Annotated in this window: 18 protein-coding genes; 8 read left to right on the forward strand and 10 right to left on the reverse strand. The window is 72.1% G+C overall.

Annotated features, from left to right (window positions below; translation table 11 throughout):
- The first annotated feature begins 58 nt into the window (after positions 1 to 58).
- A complete protein-coding gene (locus tag ACZ45Q_RS32805) occupies positions 59 to 676 on the forward strand; it encodes a DUF3291 domain-containing protein (RefSeq protein ID WP_468268387.1) in 618 nt (205 codons plus the stop codon).
- On the opposite strand, the gene ACZ45Q_RS32810 is transcribed toward ACZ45Q_RS32805, so the two are convergent.
- The gene (locus ACZ45Q_RS32810) at positions 569 to 2,056 is read right to left on the reverse strand and encodes an alpha/beta hydrolase family protein (RefSeq protein ID WP_468268390.1); all 1,488 of its coding nucleotides are present in this window, start codon (positions 2,054 to 2,056) and stop codon (positions 569 to 571) included. The two genes, ACZ45Q_RS32805 and ACZ45Q_RS32810, sit on opposite strands and share 108 nt — an antisense overlap.
- Positions 2,057 to 2,364: 308 nt before the next feature.
- On the opposite strand from ACZ45Q_RS32810, the gene ACZ45Q_RS32815 reads away from it, so the two are divergent.
- The gene (locus tag ACZ45Q_RS32815; RefSeq protein ID WP_468268393.1) at positions 2,365 to 2,943 is read left to right on the forward strand and encodes a Type-2Aa cytolytic delta-endotoxin; all 579 of its coding nucleotides are present in this window, start codon (positions 2,365 to 2,367) and stop codon (positions 2,941 to 2,943) included.
- A 108-nt stretch (positions 2,944 to 3,051) separates the two neighbouring features.
- On the opposite strand, the gene ACZ45Q_RS32820 is transcribed toward ACZ45Q_RS32815, so the two are convergent.
- Positions 3,052 to 3,495, reverse strand: a complete 444-nt coding sequence (locus ACZ45Q_RS32820; RefSeq protein WP_468268396.1) for a MarR family winged helix-turn-helix transcriptional regulator — start codon at positions 3,493 to 3,495, stop codon at positions 3,052 to 3,054.
- 104 nt (positions 3,496 to 3,599) lie between these two features.
- Between ACZ45Q_RS32820 and ACZ45Q_RS32825 the strand changes: the two genes are divergently transcribed.
- Complete coding sequence (locus ACZ45Q_RS32825; protein ID WP_468268399.1) at positions 3,600 to 4,157, forward strand: quercetin 2,3-dioxygenase; 558 nt, start codon at positions 3,600 to 3,602, stop codon at positions 4,155 to 4,157.
- A complete protein-coding gene (locus ACZ45Q_RS32830; RefSeq protein ID WP_468268402.1) occupies positions 4,154 to 5,041 on the forward strand; it encodes an alpha/beta hydrolase fold domain-containing protein in 888 nt (295 codons plus the stop codon). Before ACZ45Q_RS32825 ends, ACZ45Q_RS32830 begins: the two co-directional genes overlap by 4 nt.
- Positions 5,042 to 5,085: 44 nt before the next feature.
- Here the strand turns inward: ACZ45Q_RS32830 and ACZ45Q_RS32835 are convergent, their stop codons facing one another.
- Complete coding sequence (locus ACZ45Q_RS32835; RefSeq protein WP_468268405.1) at positions 5,086 to 5,670, reverse strand: PadR family transcriptional regulator; 585 nt, start codon at positions 5,668 to 5,670, stop codon at positions 5,086 to 5,088.
- Between the two features lie 106 nt (positions 5,671 to 5,776).
- Between ACZ45Q_RS32835 and ACZ45Q_RS32840 the strand changes: the two genes are divergently transcribed.
- The 4 genes from ACZ45Q_RS32840 (at position 5,777) to ACZ45Q_RS32855 (ending at position 11,215) form a co-directional block, all read left to right on the forward strand.
- Positions 5,777 to 6,910 carry an aromatic ring-hydroxylating dioxygenase subunit alpha gene (locus ACZ45Q_RS32840; RefSeq protein WP_468268408.1) on the forward strand — a complete coding sequence of 378 codons (1,134 nt, stop codon included), beginning with the start codon at positions 5,777 to 5,779 and terminating at the stop codon, positions 6,908 to 6,910.
- 1 nt (position 6,911) lies between these two features.
- Positions 6,912 to 7,922 (forward strand): PDR/VanB family oxidoreductase, encoded by a 1,011-nt coding sequence (locus tag ACZ45Q_RS32845; protein ID WP_468268411.1) that lies wholly within the window; start codon positions 6,912 to 6,914, stop codon positions 7,920 to 7,922.
- Positions 7,923 to 7,970: 48 nt separating this feature from the next.
- On the forward strand, positions 7,971 to 9,302 hold the full coding sequence (locus ACZ45Q_RS32850) for an MFS transporter (protein ID WP_468268414.1): 1,332 nt from the start codon (positions 7,971 to 7,973) through the stop codon (positions 9,300 to 9,302).
- Positions 9,303 to 10,018: 716 nt separating this feature from the next.
- Positions 10,019 to 11,215: a cytochrome P450 family protein gene (locus ACZ45Q_RS32855; RefSeq protein ID WP_468268418.1), complete on the forward strand. Its 1,197-nt coding sequence runs from the start codon at positions 10,019 to 10,021 to the stop codon at positions 11,213 to 11,215.
- A gap of 186 nt (positions 11,216 to 11,401) precedes the next feature.
- Here the strand turns inward: ACZ45Q_RS32855 and mshA are convergent, their stop codons facing one another.
- The 7 genes from mshA to ACZ45Q_RS32890 all read right to left on the reverse strand — a co-directional run.
- On the reverse strand, positions 11,402 to 12,763 hold the full coding sequence (gene mshA, locus ACZ45Q_RS32860) for a D-inositol-3-phosphate glycosyltransferase (protein WP_468268439.1): 1,362 nt from the start codon (positions 12,761 to 12,763) through the stop codon (positions 11,402 to 11,404).
- An 8-nt stretch (positions 12,764 to 12,771) separates the two neighbouring features.
- Entirely contained in the window at positions 12,772 to 13,632 is an 861-nt protein-coding gene (fdhD, locus tag ACZ45Q_RS32865; protein ID WP_468268421.1) for a formate dehydrogenase accessory sulfurtransferase FdhD, read from the reverse strand.
- A 134-nt stretch (positions 13,633 to 13,766) separates the two neighbouring features.
- Positions 13,767 to 15,149, reverse strand: a complete 1,383-nt coding sequence (locus ACZ45Q_RS32870; RefSeq protein ID WP_468268424.1) for an L-serine ammonia-lyase — start codon at positions 15,147 to 15,149, stop codon at positions 13,767 to 13,769.
- A gap of 67 nt (positions 15,150 to 15,216) precedes the next feature.
- On the reverse strand, positions 15,217 to 16,491 hold the full coding sequence (gene glyA, locus ACZ45Q_RS32875) for a serine hydroxymethyltransferase (protein ID WP_468268427.1): 1,275 nt from the start codon (positions 16,489 to 16,491) through the stop codon (positions 15,217 to 15,219).
- Positions 16,488 to 16,925, reverse strand: coding sequence for a glycine cleavage system protein H (locus ACZ45Q_RS32880; RefSeq protein ID WP_468268430.1), 438 nt, complete (start codon positions 16,923 to 16,925; stop codon positions 16,488 to 16,490). Before ACZ45Q_RS32880 ends, glyA begins: the two co-directional genes overlap by 4 nt.
- A complete protein-coding gene (locus tag ACZ45Q_RS32885; protein ID WP_468268433.1) occupies positions 16,922 to 18,103 on the reverse strand; it encodes an NAD(P)/FAD-dependent oxidoreductase in 1,182 nt (393 codons plus the stop codon). The genes ACZ45Q_RS32880 and ACZ45Q_RS32885 overlap by 4 nt, the downstream gene beginning before the upstream one ends.
- Before the next feature lie 222 nt (positions 18,104 to 18,325).
- A partial coding sequence (locus ACZ45Q_RS32890) for an SRPBCC family protein (protein ID WP_468268442.1) occupies positions 18,326 to 18,493 on the reverse strand: 168 nt, incomplete at its 5' end.

An 18,493-nucleotide genomic window follows, 5' to 3' on the forward strand; every position in this document is an offset into this window, starting at 1 on the left:
TCGTTCGTGCCCCACCGAGCCGGGTCCACGCCAGGCACCTCCGACCAAGGAGAGACACATGCCCCGTCTTGCTCTGTACACATTCGGCGTCCTGAAGTCGCCCCTCGCCGATCCCTCACCTCTCACGCGCGAGTTCTACGACATCGGTGAGGCCGTCTACCGGAAGATCGGTCAGCACCCCGGGTACCTCGCTCGCGCCGAACCGGCGGACGGTGACCGGGGCGTGCTCTTCGAGGCGGATTGGGGTGCCTGGGGCGAGTTCACCGTACCGACTTGGTACGACAAGGGCCGCACGGCGGACACCACCGCCCTGGCCGCGACCCTCTCGCTCTGGACCGACCTGCGCCCCGCCTTCGACACCGTCCACACCGGTCTGCACCGTGCGGCACTGAACAGGCGTTACGACTGGTTCGAGAGGACGGGACACCCGAGTCACGTACTGTGGTGGGTATGTGACGGTGCGGTACCAACCTGGCAGGACGGGGTCTCCAGGCTGGAACACCTCCACGACCACGGCTCCGCGCCGCACGCCTTCACGTTCCACCGCCCGTTCGCCCCGGCGGGAACCTCAGGTCCTGCCGCGCGGGAAGTGGACGGTGAGTACTCCGTGAGCGGGCAGAACCGTGGCCAGGTCGTCCGGTCCGTCGCGCAGCGTGGTGCCGAGGAAGGCAAGTGAGGCGTCGGCGGTGATGCGCGGTCCATCGGTGCGGCCCAGTGATCCGACGACCGACTCCACCGGGGGCATGTAGAGCGGCGCGTCCGTGAACGTCAGGTGTGCCGCGCCTGGGACGGTGAGCCGGTAGCTCGTCGCGGTGCTCAGGGAGAGCACATGTGTGAGGCGGGGGATGTAGTCGGGGTCGACGTCCCGGTGGATGTCCTGGGTGAGCGCCAGGACCGGTTGCGGGAAGGGCTTCGCGTCGGGGTCGTGCGGAAAGCCGTCCAGGTCGATGACGGCGTCGAACCGGCGGTCCTGGCGAGCCGCTTGCAGCGCGGCGCCTCCCCCGAGGGAGTGGCCGGTGACGGCCACGCGGCCGGTGTCCATGCGTCCGCCCACGGGCCCCGGGGCCTCGCCTCGCGCGACGCGGTCCAGCCGAGTGAGGACGAAGCTGAGGTCGGCGGCCCGGACCGCTGTCCAACCGGCCGCCAGCTTCTCGTCCCGGTCGGCGTCGCCCGTGGCGGTGACCTTCGTACGGATGGTCCGGCCGTCGGCGAGAACGGCGGCGGAGTCGTAGGGGTGGTCGAGGGCCGCGACGACATAGCCGTGGCTCGCCAGCTCCTGCGCCCACGCCGTGTTCTGGGTGCGTACGCCGCCCAGCCCCGGGGAGAACAGCACGACCGGGAAGCGTCCGCCTCCGTCTGCCACCGGCGCGTCGACCACCGCGTGGGTACGGGCACGGGGCAGGCCGTCGAGCAGGAAGCGGGGTATGCCGGCGTAGTCGGCGAGGGCATCGGAGACGATGGCCGCCTCCTCCTCCGTGCGGCCGAGGTACACGGCGCGTCGCGCGTCCGCCGGGCTCTTGCGCGCCGGGTACCACAACTGGACCACGACGGTGCGCCGGTCGTCGGCATCGGGTGTGGCGTTCTCCGGCCGGCCGGCGTCGGTCCACTCCACCACGGTGGTGCCCACGGCGAAGGAACCGGACGGTGCGGGGAACGCGGGCGTGGGAAAGGCCCAGGCCGCGGCCGGGCCGACGGCGATCAGGCTCAGGCAGGTCAGCGACGCCGGCAGGGCCGGCCACCATCGAGCCCTGCGCGGCGGCCGGCCACTGCGCGCTCGCAGTTCGGCCGCGACGGCGAACGGCATGACCAGTGCGGCGGCCGTCAGGACGGGAATCATCTGCCAGCGCAGCGAACCCAACGCCAGTGCCGTGCCGGACAACAGCACCACCGCCCCGGCGCCGGACGCGCCTGGCCGGCGCATTCGCCCGGGAAGCCGGCGGGCGGCCACCAGCACGACGGCACCTGCCACAACGACGGTTTCCAGGAGGGACATGTGCAGCCCCGGCAGTGTCTCGGTCACCCGGTCATGCTGGCCGCGTGGCCGTCCTGCCCGCATCGAGCCCAGGTCGTGACCGGGTGCGACCCGAGGCTGACGTGACCGTCATCCCAAGGCCGTACGGAAGCGCTCGTGCAGGTCACCGAGACGGTCGGCCGACTCGTCGGCGAAGACCGACCGCGGATACGTGACACCGGGTGAGGCCCACCCCGTCATCGGTGTCTCAGCGCTCCGCCCGTGACGGTGCCGACGTCCGGGGCCCGTTGGCGCGGCGGGCGCCGTCCGCACGGCGGAACGGGGGTCCTGCGCGACCGGCATGATCGGCATACTGGCCACTCTTCATCACCAACCGCACCGCAGGAGGAAGCATGGCCGCCAGTTTCAGAACCGTCTTCGAAGTCGGCGCGGAGCACCTCGAACAGGCCCGGGCCCTCGACCGGCTGTTCCAGGACGCAATCGCTCCGGCGACCGTCAACTTCGACTTCGGGCACATCCGGGAGGCGGCCGCCGCCGTTCCCGGCAGTGAGATCGTGCGGATGGTGCGCGGCTGGAGGCTCCAGGAGCACGCCCCCGTCATGGTCATGGTGTTGTCGGTGAAGGAGGCGGTGCGGCAGGCCCTGCCTGAGGAGCTGGCCGAGGCCGGCTTCTGGGAGCCCGTGGAGCAGGAACTGATCCGCGCCTTCACCGGGCTCACCGCGCAGGAGGGCACGCCGGGGCTGTCGTTCTACGAGGAGGGCGCGGACCGTACCGGTTACTACCGGGACCTGTTCTTCGCCGTGCAGGACGCGGAGACCGGCGAGCACCTGTACGCGATCGCCTGCTGCATCGACGTGACCCTCGGCGTGGGCAAGAACCAGGCCGGCGCCCTGGACGTCGCAGACGTGGTGCCGTTCTCCATCCTGCTCAACGCGATCGTGCTCCGCCAGGAGCTGTCACTCGTGGCCTGACCACGACACGTGTCGGCCCGCCGTCCCGGGCCGTGGCAGCCGGAGGCGTCGCCCAGAACTCTCCCAGAGCCTTCATGACCGCCGGCGGAGGACACCGCCGCTGCGGTCTCATCGTGAGTCCGGCGAGGGCGGCGGCCCCCACGGCGTCTCCAAGGCCGCCCGCAGGACGCCGACCGTCTCATGGCCGATGCGCTCGGCGAGCTGCTCCTCCAGCCGTTCGAGGACGATGCCGGCCTGCCGGTGCGCGCGTTCTCCTTCCTGGGTACGCCGGATCAACCGCTGCCGGGCGGACGCGGGGTGCGGGACCTGTTCGAGCAGGCCGGCGGCGACCAGGCCGTGCACGGCCTGGTGCGCGGTCTGCCGGGTGACACCCATGCGCCGGGCCAGCTCGGACACCGTGGTGCCCTGGTCGTCCAGCACGGCGAAGAGCTGGGCCTGCGTCGCGGAGACCGGTGCGGCTCCGCCGGCTTCCATGGCGGTCGCCAGCCCTTCTTCGAACCAGCGCCGGGCCTCGCCGAGAAGCTGGGGGAGATTGCGGCGGGTGGACTGCATCTGTTCCTCACGACGGGGCGGGGCTCGTGCCGAGCGCTTGATTTCGACAGACTCTCATGTCAGGGTGCCTGACATTGACGCCAGTGTCGACCCGAGGAGACGGCATGACCATCGAGTACGCGACCCGCTACCGGCAGGCGTCGCGGATCCCCCCGGAGCCCGGCAAGCCGTACTTCATCGAGAAGGGCGAAGGGGACCGCGCCCACCTGTTCGGCGATCTGATCACCGTCTACGCCGGCGGTGAGCAGACCGAGAACACCTTCAACTTCTTCACCGTCGAAGGCCCCAAGGGCGACATCATCCCGGCCCACCTGCACACCGACACGCACGAGGTCTTCTACATCACCCAGGGGGCCGTCCGGCTGTTCGTCGAGGACACCGAGGGCAATCAGCAGGAGAAGCTGCTCACCCCCGGCGACTTCGGCTTCGTGCCCAAGAACTGCCGGCACGCCTACCGCATGGAGCGCCACCACAGCCAGGTCGTCGGCGTCGCCGCCGGCCCGGGGGGCACCTTCGAGCGGTTCTTCGAGAACCTCGGCGCGCCCGCGGAGCGACTCGGCCTGCCACACCAGCCCGTCGTACCGGCCCCCCACAAGTTCGCCAGCGTCCCCGAGCAGTACGACGTGCGCTTCCTGCCCGACCACCAATGGCGGACCCGATGACGGCGACCGGGCCCTCGCTCCGGGAACTGATCGCCGCACCCCACCCCGACCACGCTCCGCTGCCGCCCGCCGCCCCGAGCGAGCCCGGCGTGCACGAGCTGCGCGGCGTGCCTTACGCCGAGGTCGAGGGCGGCCGTCCCCTGGAGCTCGATCTCTGGCTGCCCGGGGCACCCCGGACGGGCCCTCTTCCGCTGGTGCTGTTCGTGCACGGCGGCGCCTGGCGGCGAGGCCGGCGCGACGACATGGGGATGCGCATCCGCCATTGGTCTCCCCGGCCCTTCGCACGCATCGCGGCGGCGGGCTTCGCCGTCGCCTGCGCCGACTACCGGCTCAGCGGCGAGGCCGCCTTCCCCGCTCCCCTCCACGATCTGCGCGCCTCCTTGCGCTGGCTCACCCTGCGCTCCGCCGAACTCGGCGTCGACACCGGCAGGACGATCGTGTGGGGCGAGTCCGCCGGCGGACATCTCGCCTCGCTCCTCGCCCTGACCCACGCCGAACCACCACTGACCGGGGCCGTGATCTGGTACGGGCCGAGCGACCTCACCACCGCACGGGGCCGCTTCACTCCCGAGGACCCCGCCACCCCCGAGGCGCTGATGCTCGGCGCGGCACCGGCCGCCGTCCCGGAGCGTGCCCGTGCGGCCAGCCCGCTCACCCACGTCCACGCCGACGCGCCACCGTTCCTTCTGGTCCACGGAGACGAAGACACGATGGTGGACTGCTCACACAGCCGGTCCCTCGCGTCGGCGCTGGAGAGCGCAGGGGCGCCGGTGGAGCTGCGGACGGTACGGCACGCCGAGCACGGCTGGCACGGGCTGCCCGACGACCAGGTGGAGGGGCTCTTCACCCACTCCCTGGAGTTCGCCCGTCGCCTCGTGGCCTGACGGACGCCCCTCGGCCCGGGTGCCCCGCTCCCGGGCCTGCGGCCTCAGCGGTCGTCCAACTCGTCGACGAGCGCGAAGCCGTCCGCGATCCAGGCCAGCTCGGTGCGGGCGCGGGCGATGAGGCCGTCGTAGGCGTACACCTTGTAGCGCACCGCGAGCTCGGCCTCGCGCTCGGTCAGCTTGGACAGGCGGGCCGCCAGAGTGGGGTGGGTGCGGTCGACGAGTGCGGCCCGGGTGCCTTCCAGCAGGCTCAACTGCTCCTCCCAGTACGCCTGCTGTTGCCGGAGTTGCTCACGCACCGACGCCGGCTCGGCGAAGTCGAAGTAGGCCGCCTTCAGATACGCGGGGTCGCGCTGCCGCTGAGGAGTCATCGGGGACGCCATCCACTCGCGGAAGTCGGCGAGGCCGGCGTCGGTGACGTGGTACTCCTTCTTGGTCCCCTTCTTGCCCCAGGGCACCTCGGCCGAGGTGAGCAGTCCGTCGCGCTCCATCCGGTTGAGCTCGGGATAGATCTGCGAGTCCGGGGCGTGCCACACATGGGCGACCGAGCGGCTGAAGCTCTTCGAGATGTCGTACCCGGTCATCGGACGACCGGTGAGCAGCGCGATCAGCGCGTAACGCAGCGACATGGCATCCCCCCTCCGGATTTCCAGGCTACCGACTATTGCCCTCTCACTATATCCATAGTTAGTTTGTGGCCCGCGCAACAGATACCTCTCTCCATAGGGAGTTTGTATGCCCCGGACCGCCCCTCTTCCCCCGGACACCGCGCCACCGGCCAGTGCTGCCGCGAAGATCTTCAACTACCCCCGCAACGCCTGGTACGTCGCCGCCTGGGACCACGAGGTCACCGGCAAGCAGCCGCTGGCCCGTACGGTCGCCGGTGTACCGCTGGCGTTGTGGCGCAACGGCGAGGGCCGCGCGATCGCTCTCGCGGACGCCTGCTGGCACCGGCTCGCGCCGCTGTCGAAGGGCAGGATCCTGGGCGACGAGCTGCAGTGCCCGTACCACGGCCTGCGCTACAACGCGACCGGCCGCTGCACCGGGATGCCCGCGCAGGAGACCATCAACCCCAGCGCGGTGGTCCCCTCCTACCCCGTCGTCGAGCGCTACCGGTACGTCTGGGTCTGGGTCGGCGACCCGGACCTGGCCGATCCGTCCACGGTGCCCGACATGCACCAGATGGACGACCCCGCCTGGGCCGGCGACGGGGAGACGATCCACGCCGACTGCAACTACCAGCTCATCCTCGACAACCTCATGGACCTCACCCACGAGGAGTTCGTGCACTCCTCGAGCATCGGCCAGGAGGAGCTGTCCGAGGCCGAGTTCGACGTGACCCATGACGGCAACACGGTGACCGTCACCCGGTGGATGCGCGACATCGACGCCCCGCCGTTCTGGCTGAAGAACATGCGGGACAAGTTCCCCGGCTTCTCCGGCAAGGTCGACCGCTGGCAGATCATCACGTTCCAGGCGCCGGGCACGATCCGGATCGACGTCGGTGTGGCGAAGGCCGGTACCGGTGCGCCCGAAGGGGACCGCAGCCAGGGGGTCAACGGGTACGTGATGAACACGATCACCCCCGAGACCGACCGGACCTCCCACTACTTCTGGGCGTTCATGCGGAACTACCGCCTGGACAGCCAGACCATCACCACCCAACTGCGCCAGGCGGTGCACGGGGTCTTCGGCGAGGACGAGGAGATGCTCGGCGCCCAGCAGCGCGCCATCGACGCCAACCCGGGGCACGAGTTCTACAGCCTCAACATCGACGCCGGTGGGATGTGGGTGCGCCGGATCCTCGAGCGCATGCTCGCGGCCGAGGGACGCCCCTCCGCCGCGCCGGCCGCCGGTCGGGGGGCCTGAGATGGCGGTGCAGACACAGACCCGCCGGCAGCGCGCCCGGGTGGTCGAGGTCTCCGACGTCGCCGAGGGTGTCCGCCGCATCGTCCTGGCCCCCGAGCAGCCCGAGCACGCCGCGCCCGGCACGCACATCGACGTCGAGACCGACGCCGGGGACGGCGTCCGCCGGGTGCGCTCCTACTCCGTGGTGCGCTCCGAGGACGGGGGCCGCCGGCTGACGCTCGGCGTGCGGCTCTCCCCCACCTCGTCGGGTGGCTCGGCGGCGATGCACCGGCTGCGGGCCGGGGACGAACTGACCGTCACCGGGCCGGTGCAGAACTTCCCGCTCGCGGTCGGCGCCGCCCGCTATGTGCTCGTCGCCGGCGGTATCGGCGTCACCGCGCTGGTCGCCATGGCCTCCGCGCTGCGCCGGCGCGACGCCGACTACCAGCTGGTGCTCGTCGGCCGCAGCCGAGCCACCATGGCCTACGTCGACGATCTGGTCGCCGAGCACGGCGACCGCGTCCGCGTCCACGTCGACGACGAAGGCACCTCGCTGGCGGTGGACGACCTCGTCGCCGGGATCGCCCGGACACCCGCCGCCGCGGGCACCGAGCTGTACATGTGCGGCCCGATCGGGCTCATGGACGCCATCTCGCGCAGCTGGGCCGGGCACGGCCTGCCGGCGACCAACCTGCGCTTCGAGACCTTCGGTTCCAGCGGCCGGTACCCGGCCGAGGAGTTCCTGGTCCGCCTCCCCGACCTCGGCCGGGAGATCACCGTGGCACCCGACACCTCGATCCTCGACGCCCTCGAGGCGGCCGGGGTCGACACGCTCTCGGACTGCCGCAAGGGCGAGTGCGGGCTGTGCCTGGCGAAGGTGGTCGGTGCCACCGGCACCATCGACCACCGCGACGTCTTCCTGAGCGAGTCCCAGAAGGAACGCGCGAACAGGCTGTGCCTGTGCGTCTCCCGGGCGGTCGCCTCCGGCAGCGGCCCGGACGGCCCCGCCTCCCTGTCTCTCCGCCTCACCTGAGCCGGTGCACCAACGGGTCCGCACGGACCCCTCACCACCAGGACACCCATGATCACCGCACGCATCTCGCAGGCACCGATGAGCGGCTACCAATGGCTGATCGTCGCCCTGTGCACCTTCATGAACTGCCTCGACGGCTTCGACGTCATGGCCGTCGCCTTCACGGGGCCGTCGGTCACCGAGGAATTCGCGCTCAGCGGCTCGGAGTTCGGCCTGCTGGTCTCGGCCGGCCTGATCGGGATGGCGATCGGCTCGATGCTGCTCGCCCCCTTCGCCGACGTCATCGGCCGGCGTCCGCTGATCCTGATCAGCCTCGCCCTCGGCACGGTCGGCATGTTCGGCGCGGCCACGGCGTCGTCGGCGACCGTGATGGGCGTCTTCCGCCTCGTCACCGGCATCGGTGTCGGCGGCATTCTGGCCAGCACCAATGTGATCGCCAGCGAGTTCTCCAACGCCAGGAACCGCGGTCTGGCCATCGGCATCTACACCGCCGGGTACGGGATCGGCGCCACCGCGGCGAGCCTGGTCGCCAAGGCCACCGTGGGAGGCGACTGGCGGATCGTCTTCCACATCGGTGGTGTCGGGACCCTGATCGCCCTGATCGTGATCGCCCTGGTCCTGCCCGAGTCGGTCGCCTTCCTCGAGCAGCGCCGTCCGAGCGGCGCGCTGGAGCGGATCAACCGGACACTGGCCCGGATGCGGATGGGGGCCGTCACCGAGACCGACCTCGACCGGGCGGCCGCCACGCGGGCGGGCACCGAACGGGCCGGCTCGGGATGGCTCAGGCAGCTGCTGGCCCCGACGCTCCTGCTCTGGCTCGTCTTCATCACCATCATGTTCGGCTTCTACTTCGTCAACAGCTGGACCCCGACGCTCCTGGTGGAGGAGGGTCTCTCCGAGAGCGCGGCGGTGACCGCCGGGATGGCGATCTCGATCGGCGGCACGGTCGGCTCGGTCCTCTACGGCGTCGCCGCCCGGGTGCGTGCGCCGCGGGTGGTGCTGGTCGGGTTCTCCCTGCTCTCCGCCGCCATGATGATCGTCTTCATCGTGAGCACCTCGGCTCTGTGGCTGGGGTTCGGCGTCGGCGTCGTCGTCGGGGCTCTGATCAACGGCTGCATCGCCGGCGCGTACACCGTCGGTCCGCCGCTCTACCCGGCCAACGTCCGCAGTGTCGGCATGGGCTGGGCGCTGGGGATGGGCCGCATCGGCGCCATCCTGTCCCCGACCATCGCCGGAATGCTCAAGGACGCCGGTGCCTCCGCGACGCAGCTCTACGTCGGTGCCGCCCTGGTGGTCGCCGTCTGCGCGCTCGTCCTGGTGGCCCTGCGCCGGTACGACCCCGAGTCCCGTCCCACCGTGAAGGAGGCGCTCGCCGCCTGACGCACCGACCGCGAGTCCCTCGCCCGGGTCCGCAGGCCGTCCGTTCGGTCCCGGCGCAGGCGCCGGCCCTGCCGTTCACCGGTGCGGTCGTCCGGACGGTGGCCCCGGGGCGCTTCCCGGGGCCACCGTCGTGGGACATCGGTGACGGTGTGGTGGTTCAGCGGTCGCGCAGGGCGGCGAGGGCGGTGTCGAGGTCGGCCGTGCGCGAGAACGCGCTGGAGCAGAGGGCCGGAGACCTTCCCGGCGAGGTGTTTGCCGTCCCAGGCGCCCAGGCTCGCGGTCGCGGTGAACGCCGCGGTCAGCACCGGCGAAGGCAGGCAGGCGGTCGCCGCTCCGGCGAGCGCCGCGTGCGGAAGACCGGCGGTGGCGAACGCCGCTGCGGCCCTGAACCGCGCATGACCGCCCCCCCCCGCCGCCAGCCGCTGCGCGATCTGCTCGGCGTCGGCAGGCTCCGCGGGGTGAGGTCCACGAGCGCGGGGCCGGCGGCGGTGGCCGGGCCCAGGTGCGCGTAGTGGGCGGGCACGTCGTCGATCGGGGGGCGGTCGGTGGCCGAGAGCGGCCGGTCCGTGGACGTCCCTGCGGGAAAACCTGGTCGGCCCGGGGACGGCGCGTATTACAGTCGGCGGGCAGTCGCCGCCGGCAGGCGGGGCCCGTGCGGGAGCCGTGAGCCCCCACCCGTCGGTCACCCATGCGAGCCGTCAGTGAGGTGGTAGCCCATGAGCATCGTCGACCTTGCCGCGCTCGGCGAGTCCTTCACGCGTGACCCGTACCCGGTGTACGCCCGGTTACGGGCCCAGGGCCCCGTGCACCGCATCCGCATGCCGGAGGGGAACGCCGAGGCCTGGCTCGTCGTCGGCCACGAGGCCGGGCGCGCCGTGCTCACCGACCCGACGCTCTCGAAGGACTGGGCCAAGGCCTCCCCCTCGCTTCCGCTCGGCTCCATCTCCTCGGGTCCTCATATGCTCAGGGCCGACCCGCCGGACCACACGCGGCTGCGCAAGCTGGTCGCCCGGGAGTTCACCAGCCGCCGGGTGGAGGAACTCGCCCCGAGCATCCAGAAGACCACGGACACGCTCCTGGAGCGGATGCTCAGCGCGCCCGAGGGGCGTGCCGACCTCGTCGAGGCCCTGTCCTTCCCGCTGCCCATCTCGGTCATCTGCGAACTCCTCGGCGTTCCGGACCTCGACCGCGCCGCGTTCCGGACGTGGTCGAACGACGCTCTCGGCGCCACCGACCCCGAGGCCCGCACGGCCGCCGCGACGTCCATGGCGCGGTATCTGGCGGAGCTGCTGGCGAGCAAGCGGCAGCAGCCCGGCGACGACCTCATGAGCGCACTGATCCACGGTTCGGACGGCGGCGGCGACCGGCTGTCCGCCGACGAACTGCGCGGCATGGCCTGGCTGCTGCTGGTGGCGGGCCACGAGACCACCGTGAACCTCATCTCCAACGGTGTCCTCGCCCTGCTCACCCATCCCGAGCAACTGGCCGCCCTGCGCGCCGACCTCACCCTCATCGACTCCGCCGTCGAGGAGATGCTCCGCTACGACGGTCCCGTGGAGACCCCGACGTACCGGTTCACCACCGAGCCGCTGACGATCGGCGACACGGTCGTCCCCGGGGGCGGCGAGCTCGTCCTCGTGGCCCTCGCCGACGCCGACCGCGATCCGGCCCGCTTTCCCCGTCCCGACCGCTTCGACATCACCCGTGACGCCCGCGGCCACCTGGCGTTCGGCCACGGGATCCACTACTGCCTGGGGGCGCCGCTGGCCCGCCTGGAGGCACGCATCGCCATCAGAACGCTGCTGGAGCGCTGCGAGAACCTGGCCCTGGACATCCACCCGGCGGCGATCACCTGGCGTCCGGGGCTGATGATCCGCGGCCCCCAGAGCCTGCCCGTGCGGTTCGCCCCGTAACCGGCGGGCGGACGCCCGCGGCCGCCGGCGACGGTGCGATGCCGCGCGTGCCGGCTCCTCGTCCGGTCGTGTCCGCCCGCGGCGGCCGGTCCTCCTCCGGGGATCAGATGGGGTTGCCGGGGGTCACCGTGAACGGCGCGGGCCCGGTCAGCAGGTCCGGCCGACTGAGCAGGAACGACGGGGCGGTCACGAGACGCGGCCGGGCCCGCGTTCCCGCAGGACCTCGGCGTACACGTCCGCCGTCGCGGCCGCCGCCGTGTCCCAGCCGAAGGAGCGAGCGTGCCGGGTCGCGGCCTCGCCCATCCGGGTGGAGCGTGCGGGTTCGTCGGCGAACCGGGCCAACGCGTCCGCGTAGTCCGCCGGATCGTGCCCCGGTAGGAGAACGCCGCTCACCCCGTCCCGCACCGCCACCGGCAAGCCGCCGACCCCGGCGGCGATCACGGGGGTGCCGCAGGCCTGTGCCTCGACGGCCACCAGGCCGAAGGACTCGCTGTGGGAGGGCACGACCAGGACGGACGCGGCCCGGTACCAGTCGACGAGCCGGTGCTGACCGACCGGCGGCTGCAACAGCACGACGTCGCAGATGCCGAGCCCGGCCGACAGCTTGTGCAGTCCGTCCGGCGTGGCCTGACCGCTGCCGCTGGGCCCGCCCACGACCGGCACCACGATCCGCTCCCGCAGCCACGGCCGCTCCGCCAGCAGCCGAGCCGCCGCGCGCAACAGGATGTCCGGCGCCTTCAGCGGCTGTATACGGCCCACGAACAAGGGGATCAGCGCGTCCTGCGGAAGGCCGAGGCGGGATCGTGCCGCGGCCCGTCCCGCCGCGACGCCCCGGGGGCCCGGCCGGAAGCGGTCCAGGTCGACGCCGGGGTGGACGACGGCGATCCGGCCCGCGTCGGCGTCGTAGTGGTGACGGAGTTCCTCCGCCTCCTTCTCGGTGCTGGCCATCAACCGGTCCGCGGCCCGGACGATCCGGCTCTCGCCGAGGACGCGGGCCGCCGGCTCGGGGGTGTCGCCCTCGGCGAGGCCTGCGTTCTTGACCTTGGCCATGGTGTGCATGGCGTGGACGAGGGGGATGTCCCAGTGTTCGGCGGTGCGGCTGCCGACGAGGCCGGAGAGCCAGTAGTGGGAGTGAAGGAGGTCGTAGTGGCCCCGCTGGTGGCCGGCCAGGACCTGCGTGACACCGTGTGCGAACGCGCCCAGCCGGGCCGGGAGGTCCTCCTTGGCCAGTCCCTCGCAGGGACCGGCGGCCACGTGCCGGACCAGGACGCCGGGCGCGAGCTCGGCGCTGGGCGGGAGCGCGGCGGAGGAGGCCCGGGTGAAGATCTCCACCTCGATGCCGATGGCGGCGAGGCGCTTCGCCAGTTCCACGATGTAGACGTTCATGCCGCCGGCGTCGCCGGTTCCGGGCTGGTGCAGCGGTGAGGTGTGCACGCTGAGCATGGCCACGCGGCGGGGGCGGCCGTGAGCGCCCGGTGGTCCCGGTCGGGGCGGGCCGGGGAGGGTGCCGGCGGTCGCGGGGCTGCGCAGTTCTTCGAGGCGGATCACGGACTCGCTCACCTCACCCGGTCTGTGTCCGGGTCACCGGCGTCCAGGTGGAGACGCTCCTCGCCCGCGTACACGTTCATGGACCCGCCGCGCAGGAAGCCGACGAGAGTGAGCCCGGTCTCCGCCGCCAGGTCCACGGCGAGGGAGGACGGCGCCGAGACCGCCGCGAGCAGCGGGATGCCCGCCATGACGGCCTTCTGCGCCAGCTCGAAGGAGGCCCGGCCGGACACGAGCAGGATGGTCCGGGACAGCGGCAGTGCGCCGTCGCGCAGTGCGCGGCCGATCAGCTTGTCGACGGCGTTGTGCCTGCCGACGTCCTCCCGCAGGTCCAGCAGTTCGCCCTCGGGCGAGAACAGCCCCGCGGCGTGCAGCCCGCCGGTTCGGTCGAACACCCGTTGCGCGGCGCGCAGCCGGCCGGGCAGGGCGGCCAGCAGTCCGGGGGTGACACGGACCGAGGGCGTGTCGGCGATCGGCCACCGCGCCGTGGTCCGTACGGCGTCCAGGCTCGCCTTCCCGCACAGGCCGCACGACGACGTGGTGTACACGTTCCGCTCGAGCGTGATGTCGGGCAGCGGCATGCCGGGGGCGAGGTGCACGTCGACCACGTTGTAGGTGTTCGCGCCGTCCTGTGCGGCCCCGGCACAGTAGACGATGTTCGCCACGTCGTCCGCCCGGCTGACGACGCCCTCGCTCACCAGGAAGCCGGCGGCGAGCGCGAAGTCGTCCCCGGGCGTGCGCATGGTGATGGCCAGCGGCTTGCCGCCGAGCCGGATCTCCAGCGGCTCCTCCGCGACGAGCGTGTCCGGACGCGTGCTGACCGCGCCGTCCCGCACGCGGACGACACGCCGTCGCTCGGTGATCCGTCCCATGCCTCACTCCTGGTTCCGTCCGTGGCCCGTGTGCTCCGCGCCGAGATGTCGTTCCGCGCGGCCCACGCGAGCGGTTCGGGTGCTTCGCCGTCGTTCGTTCCGGGCATCGGCGCGGCGTCGGCCCGTGCGTCTCCTCAGCACTCGATGACGTTGACGGCGAGGCCGCCGCGGGCGGTCTCCTTGTACTTGACCTTCATGTCGGCGCCGGTCTCCTTCATGGTCTTGATGACCTTGTCGAGGGAGACGTGGTGGCGGCCGTCGCCGCGCAGCGCCATCCGGGCCGCGGTGACGGCCTTGACCGCGGCCATGCCGTTGCGTTCGATGCAGGGGATCTGGACCAGGCCGCCGACCGGGTCGCAGGTGAGCCCGAGGTTGTGTTCCATGCCGATCTCGGCCGCGTTCTCGACCTGCTCCGGGGTGCCGCCGAGCACTTCGGCGAGACCACCGGCGGCCATCGAGCAGGCCGAGCCGACCTCGCCCTGGCAGCCGACCTCGGCGCCGGAGATGGAGGCGTTCTCCTTGAAGAGCAGGCCGATGGCGCCCGCCGTGAGGAGGAAGCGGACGATGCCGTCCTCGTCGGCACCCGGCACGAAGTCGAGGTAGTAGTGCAGGACGGCGGGGATGATGCCCGCCGCGCCGTTGGTGGGGGCGGTGACGACCCGGCCGCCGGCGGCGTTCTCCTCGTTCACGGCCATGGCGTAGAGGGTCACCCACTCCATGGCGCGACGCGCCGGGTCGCCCTCGCTGCGCAGCGCCCTGCCGGCTGCCGCGGCCCGGCGACGGACCTTCAGGCCGCCGGGGAGAATGCCCTCCCGGCCGAGTCCGCGGGCGACACTGGCCGCCATGACCCGCCAGATCTCCAGCAGGCCGGCGCGGACCTCGCTTTCGGTGCGCCAGGCCTTCTCGTTCTCCAGCATCAGCGCGGAGACCGAAAGACCGGTCTCCTTAGTCAGGCGCAGCAGTTCGTCGCCGGTGCTGAACGGGTGGGCCGGCACCGTGGTGTCGGGTGTGATGCGGTCCGCGCCGACCGCGTCCTCGTCCACCACGAATCCGCCGCCGACGGAGTAGTACGTCTTCTCCAGCAGCGGGACACCGTCCGCGTCGTACGCGAAGAGGATCATGCCGTTGGCGTGGTAGGGCAGCGATCGCCTGCGGTGCAGGACCAGCTGGGTCGTGCCGTCGAAGTCGATCTCGTGGGCCGGGCCGATCTCCGCGCCGAGGAGGCGGATGCGGCCGGTGGCGCGGACGCGCTCGACGTCCAGGTCGGCCTGGGCGACGTCGACCGTGTGCGGCTCGTGGCCTTCCAGGCCGAGCAGCACCGCCTTGGGGGTGCCGTGGCCGTGACCGGTGGCGCCGAGGGAGCCGAACAGCTCCGCCCTCACCGCGGCGGTCTGGGCCAGCAGGCCGTCCTGCTTGAGCCGGGAGACGAACATCCTGGCGGCGCGCATCGGGCCGACGGTGTGTGAACTGGACGGGCCGATGCCTATGGAGAACAGGTCGAAGACGCTGATTGCCACGCCATGCTCCGTGGGGTCAAAGGGGCGTGCCGGGCGACTGCGGCACGCCCCTGCGGGAGGGGGTCGGTTACAGCCCGGGGTAGAGCGGGTGCTTGCCGGCCAGCGCCTGGACCCGGGCCCCCAAGGCGTCGGCGTGGGCCGTCTCGAAGGGGACGGGTGCCGTGAGCGTCTCGGCGATCACGTCCGCGACCTCGGTGAAGTCCTCGGCCGTGAAGCCGCGGGTGGCCAGGGCGGGCGTGCCGATCCGCAGGCCGGAGGTCACCATCGGCGGGCGCGGGTCGTCGGGGACGGCGTTGCGGTTGACCGTGATGCCGACCTCGTGGAGCCGGTCCTCGGCCTGCCGGCCGTCCAGCGCGGAGTGGCGCAGGTCGACCAGGATCAGGTGCACGTCCGTGCCGCCCGAGAGCACCCTCACCCCGGCCGCACGCGCATCCGGCGCGGTCAGCCGCTCGGCGAGGATCCTGGCGCCCTCCACCGTACGGCGCTGCCGCTCCTTGAACTCCTCGGACGCGGCGACCTGGAAGGAGACCGCCTTGGCTGCGATCACGTGCTCCAGCGGACCGCCCTGGAAGCCGGGGAAGACGGAGGAGTTGAGCTTCTTGGCGAAGGTCTGCTTGGCCAGGATGATGCCGCCGCGCGGACCGCCGAGCGTCTTGTGCGTCGTGGACGTCACCACGTCGGCGTGCGGCACCGGGTTCGGGTGCAGGCCCGCCGCGACCAGACCGGCGAAGTGCGCCATGTCCACCCACAGGTACGCGTCCACCTCGTCGGCGATGCGCCGGAACTCGGCGAAGTCCAGCTGCCGCGGGTAGGCCGACCAGCCGGCGATGATCACCTTGGGGCGGTGCTCCTTGGCGAGACGCTCCACCTCCGCCATGTCGATCAGACCGGACTCGGGGTCGACGTGGTACGGGACCACGTCGAACTGCTTGCCCGAGAAATTGATCTTCATGCCGTGGGTGAGGTGACCGCCGTGGGCGAGGTCCAGGCCGAGGAGGGTGTCGCCGGGCTGGGCGAGGGCGAACAGGGCTGCCTGGTTGGCCGAGGCGCCGGAGTGGGGCTGGACGTTGGCGTACTCCGCGCCGAACAGCTCCCTGACCCGGTCGACGGCGATCTGTTCGACCACGTCGACGTGCTCGCAGCCGCCGTAGTAGCGGCGGCCGGGGTAGCCCTCGGCGTACTTGTTGGTCAGGACCGAACCCTGTGCCTGCAACACCGCGACCGGTGCGAAGTTCTCGGAGGCGATCATCTCGAGAGTGGACCGCTGGCGCCCGAGCTCCGCGTCGACCGCGGCGGCGACCTCGGGGTCGAGTTGGTGCAGGGGCTGGTGGAACAGGGTCATCGGCAGTCTCCTTGGGTGTGGGCGCAGTGGGCGGCGTAGGCGTCGGGGCTCAGCGCGCCGGCGATGTTCTCGACCCGCAGGCGGAACAGCCAGCCGTCGGTGTAGGGGGCGGCGCTGACCACGCCGGGGTCGTCGGCCAGCGCGGGGTTGACTTCCAGGACCCGGCCCGAGGCGGGGGCGTACAGACCGCTGACGGCGGTCCGTGAGGCGATCCGGCCGCAGCTCTCTCCCGCCTCGACCCAGGCGCCGGCCGCGGGCAGCCGGAGGTCGACCACGTCGCCGAGGGCCCGGGCCGCGAACGCGGTGATGCCGACCGTGGCGTTGCCCTCGTCCACGACCAGCCATTCGTGGTCCCAGGTGTAGCGCAGGTGCCGCGGAATGCCCGCGGTGGTCCGCCCTGCGGTCCCCGGGGAGGGTCCGGGCCCGGACGTCATGACACGACGGCCGCGGCGGCGGGGACGAGGGTCCGGCGGAGCCGGTTGAAGAACTTCGGCTGGTTGAGGGAGAGCACGGCGACGGGGGCGCCCTCGCGCCGGTAGACGGCCGTGAAGGTGCGGCTGTCGATGTCGCCCTCGACGACCTCGGGCTCGGCTCCGGGGGCGACGTGCCCGGCGACCTGGATGCGGGCCCGGTACTGGTCCGACCAGAAGTACGGCGGGGTGAGCGGGGCGGGGGCCGGCACACCGGTCAGGAGGGTGCGGGCGGCGGTCTTCGCCTGCTCGGTGGCGCTGCTCCAGTGCTCGATGCGCGTGTGGCGTCCGGTGAACGGGTGGGGGCAGCGGGCGACATCGCCGACGGCGACCACGCCCGGGACGCCGGTCGAGCAACCGGAGTCGCACACCACCCCGTCGTCCACGCGCACGCCGGAGCCGGCGAGCCAGTCGGTGTTGGGCCGCACGCCCACGCCGACCACGACGATGTCGGCGGGAAGCACCCGCCCGTCGGCGAGACGTACGCCGGTGACCCGGCTCTCGCCGATCAGTTCCGCGACGCTGGTTCCGCACAGCAGCCGAACGCCGTGATCGCCGTGCAGCGAGGAGACGACCAGCCCCATCTCCCGGCCGAGCTGGCGCTCCAGGGGAACGGGCAGTGCCTCGACGACGGTGACATGGAGTCCGAGCCGGTGTGCGGTGGAGGCGACCTCGGCGCCGATGAACCCGGCGCCGATGACGACGACCCGGGGCAGGCCGTCGAGCAGTTCGGCGCGCAGGGAACGGGCGTCGTCCAGCGTGCGCAGGGTGTGAACGCCCGCCGGCCCGTCGGCGCCGGGGAGGGCGCGGGCGCTGGCGCCGGTCGCGACGACGACGCCGTCGGTGCGCACCCGGCGTCCCCCGGTCAGGGTGACGGTGCGGGCGACCGGGTCGAGTCGCAGGGCACGCTCGCCGAGCAACCACTGCACGTCCAGGGCCTCGTACTCGTCGGCGTCACCGAGCGCGAGCCCCTCGGCGCCGATGTCGCCCATGAGGAAGTCCTTGGACAGCGGGGGGCGGTCGTAGGGGGTGTGGCGCTCCTCCCCCACGACGACTATTTCGCCGTCATAGCCCTCTGCGCGCAGCGCGCGGACCGTGCTCAGGCCTGCCAGCGACGCTCCGACGACGGTGATGCTCCTCATGCCGGCTCCAGACGGGAGAGTGTCTCGTATAACACAACTACAGGCGCTATGCGCAACATGCTTTCGGCGCGACGGCGCGATGTCAAGACAGGCGCCGTCCAACAATTTCGGACAGTGCGGCGCGTTGCCTGATAGGCAACGCGCACACAGGCCCCCATGGCCCGCCCACCTGCCGGAGGGGCCGCGACGGCAGGCGGGCGGGCCGTCCTGGGACGGGCCGGGTCAGTGCGTGGGGCCCGCTTCGAGCTTGCTCTGCAACCAGGTGTGGAACTCGCCGATGTGGTGCTCGCTCGGCACCAGCACCCCGCCCTTGGCGTAGGTACGGGAGCTCATCCCGGGCTGGGTGCGCTCGCAGGCGTCGAAGTCCTGCTGATTGACCCGGTGGAAGAG

The organism is Streptomyces sp. NPDC031049 (assembly GCF_055571015.1).